We start from the raw sequence: 12,061 nt of genomic DNA, 5'->3' as shown, positions 1-12,061 counted from the left end.
GTGTACAGCAGCCGCTCGATGGTCTCGCCGCCCATTAGCGTCTTGTGAACGATCTCTGGCACGTCGGTGGGCTTAACTTTCTGGTATGAGAGGCGCTGCGGGTAAACTGTAATCAGCGGCCCACATTCGCAAAAGCCCGGACAGCCCGTGCCGACGACTTGAATCGCGGCATCCAGCCGCGCCTTGTTGATCTCCTCGCGCAGGCCGGCCAGCACTTTTTGACTGCCCAAGGCGCGGCAGCCGGTGCCGTCGCACACGCGCAGGCAAGGCTTGTTTTCGTCCCATGCGGCGGCAAGTGCAACCTGCCACGCTTGAAAGTCTGCCACAGACTGCAGGTGTGGGCGTTGGTCATTGGTCGTTGGTCGTTGGTCGGTTTCAGACCGCAACTTCATTCTTCTGCCTCCGCCCGCGTGATGTTTTTCAAAAGCCGATCAACTTTTTGCGGCGTCATCTGTCCAGAATATTCGCCGTCGGTCACGACAATCGGTCCCAAAGCGCACGCGCCCAGGCAATTGACCGTTTCCAGCGTGAATAGCCGGTCGCGTGTCGTGCTGCCAGCCTTGATGCCCAACCTGGTTTGCAGCCGATCGAGCACGTAGGGGCTGCCGCGCACGTGACAGGCCGTGCCCATGCACACGTGCAGGCAGTGTTTGCCTTTAGGCTTTAGACTGAAGGCATTATAAAACGTTGCCACGCTGTAGGCTTGCGACAGCGGCATGCCTAACCGCTCACAAGTTAGAATCAACGCCTCAGGCGGCAGGTAGCGATAATGCGCCTGGATGGCTTCCAACGCCGCGATGAGTGAGCCATCGCCTTGCGCTTCCTGGTTGATGATGTCGTTGATCTCACTGACGGAGATCGGCATAATATTTCTCCTTGTCCCCCTGTCTCCTTGTCCCCCTATCCCTCTGTCCCCTTGTCCCCCCCTCGCCCCCTCTCCCCCTCTCTTCCTATTGGGGCTAAATACATTTCTGCTGATAGTTCGCTTTGCTATGCTTTTGGCGATCGCACCCTGTTACGATCGCACCCAGACTAGAGGCGGTTGGTTGTTTTGGCTTTCCCCATTGGCTGATCCTTTGGCGGTAATGCGAATCTTCTTATCTGCATTCCGCACTCCACGACAGTGGCGGGGAAGAAGTTATGATGAATTATGAATTATGAATTATGAATTATGAATTATGAATTATGAATTATGAAAATTTTGATCGTTCATAATTCATCATTGATTGTTCATAATTTATTCGTCATTTTCATCTTTAATGCGATCGCCGCGTTCGAGTTCCCAGAGAATTTGATTACCTTCTCGTCTGACTCGCGAAACGATCCAGTTACGCCAGCGCCATTGATCTCCGCGACTAGTAACGGCGCTGGCGTGGACATCCATCAAGTCTGCCAATTCTGAACTGGTGATTAAGTAGCCTTTTTCGGCTATTTCGTCAGCGATCCGTAGGGTTTCCACTAAGTTGTGGAGTTGTACCACCCTCATTTCGCGTGGTAATTCCTCATGGGAGAGGGTAGTTGAATGATTCGATGTATCCATCATAGTTATCTCTGATGCAAGAGCACTGATATCTTGTGTATTTTTGTTAATTATCGTCGATTCGTGGTTACAATCAGATACGCTTGCTACCACAGTTTCAGTTGATGTTCGTAAAAATGCATCAAATGGATTAATGCCGGAAACTTGTCTCAGTGATGGGGTTTTACCATCGGCAAAGGCACGAGCGATCGCATCACAGCGTTCGTTTCCTTCATTACCTGCATGACCCCGGACGTGTTGCCATTTTATCTGACTGCTATTGAGTTGATCGAGTTCCTCTAATAAGTCTTGATTGAGGACGGGATTACCATCTGCTTTTTTCCAGCCTTTTCGTTTCCAGGTTTTTACCCATTTGGTAACGCAGTTGATCAGATACTCGCTGTCAGTGTAGAGAGTGATAGGTTCGGTTTGTCCGGATGCTTTGAGAAATTGTAAAGCAGCGATCGCGGCTTGCATCTCCATTTTGTTATTGGTAGTTTTGGGGGAAGCATCGCCTATTTCATGAATGGAACCATCGCTGAAGTAGACGACAACACCCCAACCCCCAGGGCCTGGGTTGCCGGTGCAAGCACCATCAGTGTATATACTTTGAATTGTGCGTTGATATGACATGGTTAAGATTTTAACCGCAGAGGACGCAAAGAACGCAGAGAAAAAAAAGAGTTTAGCGGCGGAAAATACGGAGAATAATTAAGGTTAGCATAATTGCAATTACACCTATGCCTAAACTCAAAAAGAAGGCTTGGGTTTGATTAGTTATCGTATCTGCCCTCACTCCCTGCCCCTCTCTCAAGTTGGGAGAGGGGCAGGGAGTGAGGGTTTTTAATGAACATGAATTAGCTGGACTTGATATTCAGGGGTTTTTGGTGTTTGCAGGAATCTCAGCTTTGTAGAGGGTTGGAGAGAAGTTCCAAATAAATGCTGAAAAAGCCTTTTTAGCCACTGCCAAAGTCATCTGAGCATCTGCCACTCTTTTGTATCGTGGTTATGCTTGTATTTTATCGATTGCTAAAGATTACGTTGAAGCTATTTTGGCACTACCAGCGTTGCAGGAGTGGATAAAAGCAGGAGAGGCTGAGCAAGAAATTATTTCGGCTTTTGAGTTTTAGGGAATTTTTTCTTGTAGAGATGCGTTAGTTGCGATCGCCTGACTATCTAATCGACACAATCTCACCCGTTCAACAATCTTACTACCCATTCTTTCATAAAATTTGATGCCGCGATCGTTGGATTTAGCTACAGTCCAATCGATTCTACCGCAGCCTTTTTCTTGCGCTATTTGGCATAAGCGTAACATTAGTAATTCACCAACTCGCTTGTTACGATGTTCTGCTTTGACATACAAATCATCAAGCCAAATACCAGGTTTTGCTAGGAAGGTGGAATAGATAAAGTGATATGTAGCGAACCCAACAGCATTTCCATCAACCTCAGCCAAAAGAATAAAAGCAAGGGGTTTGTCTCCAAAAAAATCTTCTTCTAACTTCTGAGGAGTTGCTTTTGCTGTTTCCGGACAACCATCGAATTCAGCCTTTAAATGGATAAATTTCATGATATTTGGGATGTCCGTCGGCAATGCATCTCGAATTGAAATATTTATTTTGTTCATTATCGCAAGACTCAGGAAATGGTGAAGGATGCCCTCGAATATTCCGGTATGAATGGTGGAAGTTTGAAATGTATTTCTCAACTTCTTCAGGGGACAGAATTTATTATTCAGTTCCCAATTCAGATCCAATCTGCTTAATTATACCGTTTTGAATTTTAGAGCCAGCGCGTTGTAGCACGTGACGCGATCGTGAGAGAATGACTTTTAGAAAGCTCCCACTCTACCCAAGAGGATGTAGAAAGTTTTGGCAACTAGTAAGACGTCATACATTGGATGCCATTTCTTCTGATACTGCAAATCTAAATCGACAATTTGTTCAAAATCTTTCACGTGGGAACGACCATTAACTTGCCATTCACCAGTCAAACCAGGTTTTACATTTAAACGCAACCAGTGACGCTGGTTATAGTTAGCTACTTCATCCGCAGTGGGTGGACGTGTTCCGACTAAACTCATTTCGCCTACCAATACGTTCCAAAACTGTGGTAGTTCATCTAAACTTGTGCTTCGCAAAAACCGCCCAACCCTGGTGACTCGAAAGTCATTTTTATTCTTAAATATGAGTCCGTTAGCTTCATTTTCTACTAAGTATTTTATCTGCTCGGCATTAGATACCATTGAACGGAATTTGCGGATATAAAACGGACGCCCTTGCAACCCATAGCGTTCTTGTTTGAAAAAAATAGGGCCTGGACTATCTAGTTTGATGGCGATCGCGATTGGTACAAACAGAATCGCCAATATCAATAGCCCAACCAAACTACCCACGATATCTAAACAACGTTTAAATTTAGATCTGACCGAAGGGTGAGAGGTAAATTGTAATTCCCAAGTGTTATCGTTAGAGGTTGCACTTTCAACAACGGTTATGAATGGTGTTTGGTACATTGTCAAGCCGTAATGTTGATTAAAAAATATAATTTTACGTATCTTTACTTTTGAATATAGACTTTGCTCTATAGAGAAACTCAACTACAACAGTAGATTCACCGAATCTTCATCAAGGCGACCTTGATTATCATTTTTTATAAATTTCAGATAAAGAGTATTTAATATATCTTATGGGGGATGAAATATGATTTTAAATCTGGATTTTACAGGTAATTGTGTTAGCATTTGCTACTAACTGAGTGTTAACATCGAAACATTCAACAAATATGTGACACGTGCAAATAGTGGGCAACACTCCTCTTCCAAAAACTTTAGACTTCTTGTAGAAGTGGAGAAAAGAGGAACTTCCTATTTGAAACTCTGACAGAAGGTGATCGTGCTCAGGTCGTGAGCATTTTACTTTCTTAACTAATAGTTAGGTTTATTTTTGCTGCATCAGTGTCCGGAATAAATCACAAATTAATAAGAAAGTGGCAATAGCTACTTGTTTGGGCTGTTTGTATTTAATTATTTAAGAATAAGCAGCAAAAATTTACTGTCATGCTATCTCAAAGTTGAGGAGCTAAATCAATGGTTGTTGCAGGGGCGGAAGTTAAAATAGGTCGCTTGGAATCAATTGTGGAACAAATAGGGGAAGCAGTACTCGCCACCACCGAGACAATTGAGCGTTTGGCGGAAAGAGTAGATAGTCTTAGTACCCAAGTCGAACAACAGGGAAAACAGCTACAGCAACAAGGCTATCAAATTTTGGCCTTGTGCGATGCAGTGCAAACTCTTGCGGAAACCCAGGATGATTCACTGCAAAGACTATCTCAACTTACAAAAACTCTAGACCGAATGATGACATTAATTGAAGGGTCAGATAGTTGAAAGTCAATCTATCCACCACACTAATTTTGATAGGTTTGTAGTGTAGACGCTCGTAAGAGCGGCTTCCCGAAGGGTGGGCTTTAGCCCTCATTTAAGTACTAAAGTACTTACTACAAACTTTCTTAGCCTGTCATAATCTTTGTGGCAGACTACTAATTCAGAATTCGGAATTCACCATTTTCAATTCCGAATTCTGAACTGATTTTAAACCCTTAACTGAGTTACTGCTATTTTCCCTGAAAAGCAAACATCAACATCACTACCAGGAGTGCGATCGCGCTGTTGATATACGCCAGCATAATAAAATTCATCGCCCTCAACTCGGTAGTCGATGGGCAAAGGTTTAGTACAAGCTTGGCAAAACACAACTTCCGGATCGGGTTCTCCTGGTAGCAGATGAGGCAAATTTACATTCCAAAAAGTTCCCGGTTCTAGAGGACGGTTGAGTAAGTCTGCTAAAACATTAGCTGTCCAACGTGCAGCAACATCCCAATCAACATTCAGCTTGCCTTTGCGATAATGAGAAACAGCAACTCCAGGAATACCATGCATTGCTGCTTCTCGGACAGCGGCGACAGTACCAGAAATATAAGCATCTACTCCCAAGTTGCCACCAGCGTTGATCCCAGACAACACAAATTGGACATTATTGCAGATATGTGTTAACGCAATTCTAACGCAGTCAGCGGGAGTACCAGCGATCGCATACTCATCATCTGAACGACGGTGAACGTAGATCGCGCGAGTTGTGGTGACTTGATGCCCGCAGCCCGAAAGATGATCTTTGGGAGCGGCTACAATTATGGGAAGTTTGGTAGTGGATGCTGGGTACTTTCCATTTGCCACTTGCCAGTCACTGATACCAAGTTTGTTTACAGCTTTAAGTAGCGCCTTGATGCCTGGGGCGTCTATACCATCATCATTAGTGAGAATTAGGGTCATAGTATTTCGGCAATGGCTAACTTTTTGATTTTCCCCTTTTTCCCTCTTGATGTGGTTCTGGTCTAGAGAATGCAAAGCATATTATGAAGATGATCGTAACTTCATGAAAGTTTCATGAAAATTGTAAAAAAATATAACTCCATTCGGAAAAAATATTTGTAAATTTGGAGTAATGCTTAAATTCAGTAGTACCGTCAAAATACGGACGCTGTGGTGAGTACGTAAATTGTTTATAGATTCTTTTCGCGGGTCATGATTACAGCAGCATCTAAAATCTGGCTGCAAGTAAGCCGTCATATGAATCGGGGAAGCGCGTATGTTTTTTCCCTGAGATTGAATGTGATGGCCGAAGTTGGAGATACTCCACCATAAGCGAGTATTACTAATTGGGAATATTACAATCAATTCAAAATTTACATCTATGGCACATCTAAAAGGTAGTGAACTTTTTAGTAAAAGCTGTTGTTAATACTTGGTTGTTTGTTGTGCTAAAAAAACAACAGCTAACAGAAATTCGCGACTCAAAAGCGGGATTTCAGAAAAAAGTTTAGTTGCCATAAATGTAAGTCAGATAGCTTTACTGTTTCTTTTCTATCGCTTTGCTAGTGAAAACTAGCATGCTGAACTAGTCAATACATGCAAAGAAATTATTGCTAGTTTCTAGTAATGTGATGCGAAGAAAAAGTGTTGTATTTTGGAGCAGTAAGGGCAAAGTTAATAAATTTAAATAGTTCCGATCGAATTTGCTCTCAAGCAAATTGTCAAGTTCTGTTTTTAAACAGCTTATTTGTTTTGCGTCTACATTTTGTAACTGAATAACACTTGTATTTAATAGCGTCTCCACTGAGGACAAAAATTATAGTGACTTCCTGCTACTGATTTATTAAGCCGGCATTTTCAGCGTCATAAGAATGTTGAGCTTGATTAAAAAAGCAGGATAGCTGTGGCGCTATTCAAAACATGGCGATCGCAAAAAAATAGTAGGTAAGGTATTGAGCGAATGACGGAAATTATTACAAATAAAAAACTGCATTTACATTATTTAGACGGCTTGCGGGGACTAGCATCTGTATATATATTGTTTGTCCATATTGAGCCATCAATGGGAGAGACATTACCATTCTGGTTGAAAATTTTCCAGTTAATGATGAGATACGGTCGCATCAGTGTTGTAGTTTTTATTCTACTTTCTGGTTATGGATTAATGCTGTCGGTAATCCGCTCCCAAAGCAATACTATTTCCGGAGGTTTTATCGGTTATATTAAAAGGCGAGCTTGGCGAATTTTGCCTGCTTATTATGCTACTCTTGTTCTCTGTATTCTTTTAGCTGCCGGTATAATATTACTAGAGAAATTGACAATTTTTCAATGGGAATACATACCAGGTGCTCACCCTTTTTCTCCTTATTTTTCTTTGAGAGATTTAGTTTATCACCTGTTATTAATTCATAACATTAATGGTGATATCTCCGCATCTATTAACCCACCTTTATGGACTGTCGCGACTGAGTGGCAGTTATACTTTTTATTTCCACTTTTATTGCTACCGATATGGCGGCGTTTTGGCTTATTATCAGTAGTCATTAGCGCTTCTTTAATTGGATTAGCACCTTTATATCTTTTGAATGGATTGTTAACATCAGCCAGTCCTTGGTTTCTTGGTGTATTTGCTATGGGAATGGCAGCAGCTGAGATTGGATTTTCGCAAAAACCTAAGTTAGTTAACTTAAGAAATTCACTACCGTGGGATAAATTGGCGATCGCATTTACCGTTGTTGCTTTCTTAACTGAGTGGAGACGCCTGGGGTTGCATATATGGATTAGTGAATATCTTTTTGGGATTGCCACAGCTTGTCTATTTATTCACTGCACCAAGTTAGCGATCAATGGCAAAAAGCTACCTCGAATTCTCCAGGTGTTTGAGCATCCTTGGGCGATCGCGCTAGGGACATTTTCTTACAGCTTATACCTCACTCATGGGCCAGTATTAGCATTGGTGAGTCGCTTTCTTTTGAGTTTACATATGCCTCCTACTAGGTATGCAGTGTCATTGTACATACTGGGTGTGACAGCCTCGTTGATATTTGCCTATCTGTTTTACTTAGTATTTGAACGGCCGTTTATGTCCAGTTTCCTCAAAAAGCGTAAAGTCAAAGATGCGTTGAGTTGAAATATATTTCAGACGAAACAAAGGTATAAATTAATTTATTAATAACCTTAAATCTTCATAACTCATAACTCAGTTACGTAGTGCTTTAGGCGACCTACAAACTGGTATCGGTGACATCGGCAACTTGATGGCGATAAATACGCTCATTACAAATCGTGATTTATCTAAATCAATATAATCACTACTGAAAATTTTCTACAAAAAATACATCTTCTGTTAAGATTTCATTTTACGATACTCGGCAATGAAAATAAATAATTAATACCAATTGGAAAAATAATTGTAATCGAGGGATGCTCAAAAAGCTTATTATGTAACTCTTCCACAATCCAAAATATTAAATCCAAAATTGTATAATTTCAGCTAGTCAATGAATTAAAACATCTTCTCCTTTTGCGATCGCATTACCTTTCCGACGGTTACATTTAACTCTGCACCAATCAGCATCACCAAAGAACTCAAATTAAGCCACAACAATAGCACAATTCCTGCGCTCAAAGCACCATAAGTCAGATTGTAATTTGCGAAATTGGAGACATATACTCGAAAAATTCTAGAAACAACTGCCCATAACAGGGCTCCGATAAATGCTCCTGGCATTATAGGAGTTCCGGCTGGCCATCGACTAGGCCCGTGACGATAGATGATGCTAAAGGCATAAGCTATTATCGCTAAACTTAAAAGCCAACGAAAAAAAGTCCAAGTAGATAAAAATGTTGTTCCTGGAACTTCTGTAATAATCTGTACCAACTCGACAATTAAGTCACTGATAAACACTAAGAAAGAAGCAATCAGTACTAAGCTAATGGTGCCAATTGTCAATAACAAAGAGACGAGTTTAGCTTTCCAAAATGGTCGCTTCAAGTTTGGTGGAATTTGATAAATCTCATCCATTGCACTCATCGCAGCACTAATTGCCCCAGAGGCTACCCACAAGGCTACGATAAAACTTATATACAACACTTTCCCGCTTTGAGGTAACTGTATCTGTCCGACAAATTCCTTAATCAGGAGCGGAACTTGTTCTGGAGCTAGATTCAGTACTTGCTGGGCCAAAGCATCAACTTTATCTTGAGGAATTTCCAACATCCCTATTACAGTTAGGATTGCTACAAGGGTTGGAAACAAGGCTAATAAGTTGTTATACGCCATTTCCGCAGCCAGACCAAATAATCGGTGTTTGCCACTCTCGTCAATAACTTGTTTGAGAACCCGAAAGTTGAGGTGGCGAAAGAAACGGATAAAGCGAGTAGATAGCATATGTTGGCGGTTATCAAACCTGAGTCTGACTAATTTTATGCTGACTGTATGCTTTGTGAAAGTCAGTTTTGGCTGGCAAGAGCAAATAAGTCATTTCAGCAATTTTTGTTAGCCATTGAAGAAATTTCTTGCAAAAATTTGCATTTTTGGATGTTCTGCCTGATTGGAGTAACAAGCAAGAGGAATTTTTAGCGATCGCAGTTTCTCAAAATATTTGCTTAACTAGCTTATCTGCTATTGCAACTGGTGCTGAATCGTGACACAGTAGTAAAGTCGCTAGAAGTCGTGTCGTTCCTTATCAAGGTTTTATTTATCTTTTTCTCTACTTTTTTTACAGGAGAAAATTTATTATCCTTGGTGCTTTCGCTGATTGTTTTTGGCGTAATTCTTTTAGGTTGTGGACTATTTATTTATACAAACAAATTTTTTTACTGTGTGTGGCGATCGCCGGACTCGCATTTCAACTATAAAAAAAATCCAAAATCTAAAATCCAAAATCCAAAATTGGTTGACTCTCTCAATTATGATGACAATCAGATAATCAAGGAAAATCAGCCATGACTAATGTCGCAGAACGTAGCTTTCCGATTGATTTAGCAGCCTATAAGCCACTGGCACTAGACCCTAGCAACCCAAACCTCACCGATGAGCAACGTCAGACGCTAAAAGCCAATATTCAATTGTGCCGGGATGCGATTGTTTTCTTCACCGCCACGGGAGCAGCCAAGGGCGTGGGAGGACATACTGGTGGCCCTTACGATACAGTACCAGAGGTGGTAATCTTAGATGCATTATTCCGAGGCGCACCAGATAAATTTGTGCCGATTTTCTTTGATGAAGCAGGACACCGAGTTGCTACCCAGTATCTTATGGCTGCTCTGCACGGCGATTTACCCTTTGAGCAGCTAGCCCGTTATCGTGAAGCTCATTCTCAACTACCTGGACACCCTGAGTTAGGATTAACACCAGGCGTGAAATTTAGCTCTGGGCGTCTGGGACACATTTGGCCCTACATTAACGGGGTGGCAATGGCGAATCCAGACAAGGTGGTGATCTGCCTTGGTTCTGATGGTTCGCAACAAGAAGGTAATGATGCAGAAGCAGCACGTTTGGCGGTTGCCAAAAATCTCAACGTGAAGCTGATTATCGACGATAATGATGTCACGATCGCCGGACATCCTTCCGAATATCTACCAGGTTTTAGTGTTACTAAAACACTCACGGGTCACGGAGTTAACGTGAATGTGGGGAATCCCGAGGACTTGGATGATTTGTATCGCCGCATCTGTGAAGCAGTAACCACTGACGGGCCAGTTGCTCTCGTCAACAAGCGCAAGATGGCTGTGGGGATTGAAGGTATAGAGGGTTCAACCCACGGTCATGATGTTATCCCAGTAGATAAGGCGATCGCTTATCTAGAAAAACACGGACGAACCGAAGCTGTCAATTACCTCAAGAATATCCAAAAACCGAAGCTACCATATACTTTTCTCGGTGTAAGCGAGAAATGGGATTCCAACCGCAACGTGTTTGGTGACGCGGTAGTATCTGTTCTCAGTCGCATGAGTCCAGCCGAGCGCCAGGAAAAGGTAATGTGTATCGATAGTGACCTGGAAGGCTCCTGCGGACTGAAGAAAATTCACGATGCCTATCCAGAAATATTTGTCAGTTCCGGCATTATGGAACGGGGCAACTTTTCCGCCGCCGCTGGATTCGGTATGGAAAAAGGCAAGCAGGGCATCTTTGGTACTTTCAGCGCCTTTTTGGAAATGTGCATTTCCGAAATTACGATGGCGCGGTTAAACTACTCCAATGTTCTGTGCCACTTCTCTCACTGCGGTGTGGACGATATGGCAGACAATACCTGCCATTTTGGTCTGAACAATATGTTTGCCGACAACGGACTAGATGACGGCTACGAAACACGGCTTTACTTCCCGGCTGATGCTGGCCAAATGAAAGCCTGCGTTGAAGCAGTGTTCTTTGACCAAGGGTTACGATTTATTTACTCCACCCGTTCCAAAGTACCGCAAATTCTAGACGCGAACGGTAAAAACTTTTATGGCGAAGGTTATACCTTTGTCCCTGGTAAAGATGAAGTCGTGCGCGAAGGTTCTGCTGGCTACATTATTAGCTTTGGCGATGCATTGTATCGCGCCCTTGATGCTGTGGAACATCTCAAACAGCAGGGAATTGACGTAGGTTTAATCAACAAGCCTACACTCAACGTCATTGATGAAGAAATGCTTGCCAAAGTTGGTAAAGCGCCTTTTGTGTTGGTTGTGGAAGCACTAAATCGCCGCACAGGGCTGGGTAGCCGCTTTGGTTCCTGGTTGCTTGAGCGCGGATTCACACCAAAGTTTGCTCATCTCGGCATTCATAAAGAAGGTTGTGGCGGTTTATGGGAACAGTTCCCCTATCAAGGACTTGATCCTGAAAGCATCATCAAGAAAGTGAAAGAATTAGTTGGCTAGTGCTAAGTACAGCTTTGCGTAAAATCGTAGCTTTTTTAAACGCAGAGGCACGCAGAGTCTTTCCACATTTAATTCGTTACGAATTTGTGCAATGTTGTACTTAAGTTAAGTCAGCTAAAGTGAATAAATACTTCACCCCCAATCACTCTCCTTGTGGGAGAGGGGTTGGGGGTAAGGTTTATTTGACGTTGCTGAATTTGGTCATGAATTATGTTTGCATACATTTTTGTAGCTCGATGCCAAATCATTGTAGAGACGTAGCAATGCTACGTCTGGTCATACCCGTGAATTGTAAATTCATATCT

At 42.4% G+C, this 12,061-nt stretch carries 12 protein-coding genes and 1 pseudogene; 6 read left to right on the top strand and 7 right to left on the bottom strand.

The annotated features are described in order from the left end of the window. Together HXY43_RS06610 and HXY43_RS06605 are read right to left on the bottom strand one after the other, a co-directional pair. The coding region (locus tag HXY43_RS06610; protein ID WP_290881439.1) for a (2Fe-2S) ferredoxin domain-containing protein at positions 1 to 326 on the bottom strand (326 nt) is incomplete at its 3' end. Positions 327 to 388: 62 nt separating this feature from the next. Then, positions 389 to 865, bottom strand: coding sequence for an NAD(P)H-dependent oxidoreductase subunit E (locus HXY43_RS06605; protein ID WP_290881436.1), 477 nt, complete (start codon positions 863 to 865; stop codon positions 389 to 391). A 58-nt stretch (positions 866 to 923) separates the two neighbouring features. Between HXY43_RS06605 and HXY43_RS06600 the strand changes: the two are divergent. Continuing rightward, positions 924 to 1,154, top strand: a pseudogene (locus HXY43_RS06600) (glycosyltransferase family 2 protein); the annotation flags it as partial. An 83-nt stretch (positions 1,155 to 1,237) separates the two neighbouring features. On the opposite strand, the gene rnhA reads toward HXY43_RS06600, so the two are convergent. Continuing rightward, a complete protein-coding gene (rnhA, locus tag HXY43_RS06595) occupies positions 1,238 to 2,152 on the bottom strand; it encodes a ribonuclease HI (RefSeq protein ID WP_290881433.1) in 915 nt (304 codons plus the stop codon). Positions 2,153 to 2,514: 362 nt separating this feature from the next. Here rnhA and HXY43_RS06590 point away from each other — a divergent pair, with 362 nt between their 5' ends. After that, entirely contained in the window at positions 2,515 to 2,649 is a 135-nt protein-coding gene (locus HXY43_RS06590) for a hypothetical protein (protein ID WP_367161466.1), read from the top strand. Here HXY43_RS06590 and HXY43_RS06585 read toward each other — a convergent pair. Together HXY43_RS06585 and HXY43_RS06580 are read right to left on the bottom strand one after the other, a co-directional pair. Then, on the bottom strand, positions 2,646 to 3,149 hold the full coding sequence (locus HXY43_RS06585; RefSeq protein ID WP_290881431.1) for a GNAT family N-acetyltransferase: 504 nt from the start codon (positions 3,147 to 3,149) through the stop codon (positions 2,646 to 2,648). The two genes, HXY43_RS06590 and HXY43_RS06585, sit on opposite strands and share 4 nt — an antisense overlap. 204 nt (positions 3,150 to 3,353) lie before the next feature. Then, positions 3,354 to 4,037, bottom strand: a complete 684-nt coding sequence (locus HXY43_RS06580) for a sugar transferase (protein ID WP_290881428.1) — start codon at positions 4,035 to 4,037, stop codon at positions 3,354 to 3,356. 573 nt (positions 4,038 to 4,610) lie between these two features. On the opposite strand from HXY43_RS06580, the gene HXY43_RS06575 reads away from it, so the two are divergent. Further along, positions 4,611 to 4,910 (top strand): hypothetical protein, encoded by a 300-nt coding sequence (locus HXY43_RS06575; RefSeq protein ID WP_290881425.1) that lies wholly within the window; start codon positions 4,611 to 4,613, stop codon positions 4,908 to 4,910. Positions 4,911 to 5,114: 204 nt separating this feature from the next. On the opposite strand, the gene surE is transcribed toward HXY43_RS06575, so the two are convergent. After that, a complete protein-coding gene (gene surE / locus HXY43_RS06570; protein ID WP_026735107.1) occupies positions 5,115 to 5,852 on the bottom strand; it encodes a 5'/3'-nucleotidase SurE in 738 nt (245 codons plus the stop codon). Between the two features lie 1,000 nt (positions 5,853 to 6,852). Here surE and HXY43_RS06565 point away from each other — a divergent pair. Continuing rightward, entirely contained in the window at positions 6,853 to 8,022 is a 1,170-nt protein-coding gene (locus HXY43_RS06565) for an acyltransferase (protein ID WP_290881422.1), read from the top strand. Between the two features lie 375 nt (positions 8,023 to 8,397). Here the strand turns inward: HXY43_RS06565 and HXY43_RS06560 are convergent, their stop codons facing one another. Then, positions 8,398 to 9,282 carry a YihY/virulence factor BrkB family protein gene (locus tag HXY43_RS06560; protein ID WP_290881420.1) on the bottom strand — a complete coding sequence of 295 codons (885 nt, stop codon included), beginning with the start codon at positions 9,280 to 9,282 and terminating at the stop codon, positions 8,398 to 8,400. A gap of 128 nt (positions 9,283 to 9,410) precedes the next feature. Between HXY43_RS06560 and HXY43_RS06555 the strand changes: the two genes are divergently transcribed. Both HXY43_RS06555 and HXY43_RS06550 read left to right on the top strand, forming a co-directional pair. After that, positions 9,411 to 9,542: a hypothetical protein gene (locus tag HXY43_RS06555; protein ID WP_290881417.1), complete on the top strand. Its 132-nt coding sequence runs from the start codon at positions 9,411 to 9,413 to the stop codon at positions 9,540 to 9,542. 297 nt (positions 9,543 to 9,839) lie between these two features. After that, entirely contained in the window at positions 9,840 to 11,756 is a 1,917-nt protein-coding gene (locus HXY43_RS06550; protein WP_290881415.1) for a transketolase C-terminal domain-containing protein, read from the top strand. Positions 11,757 to 12,061 lie beyond the last annotated feature (305 nt).

This window comes from Fischerella sp. (assembly GCF_013388695.1).
Lineage (GTDB): Bacteria > Cyanobacteriota > Cyanobacteriia > Cyanobacteriales > Nostocaceae > PCC9605.
Note: the sequence above shows the minus strand (reverse complement) of the source record. Positions and strands in the feature narration are given on the sequence as shown.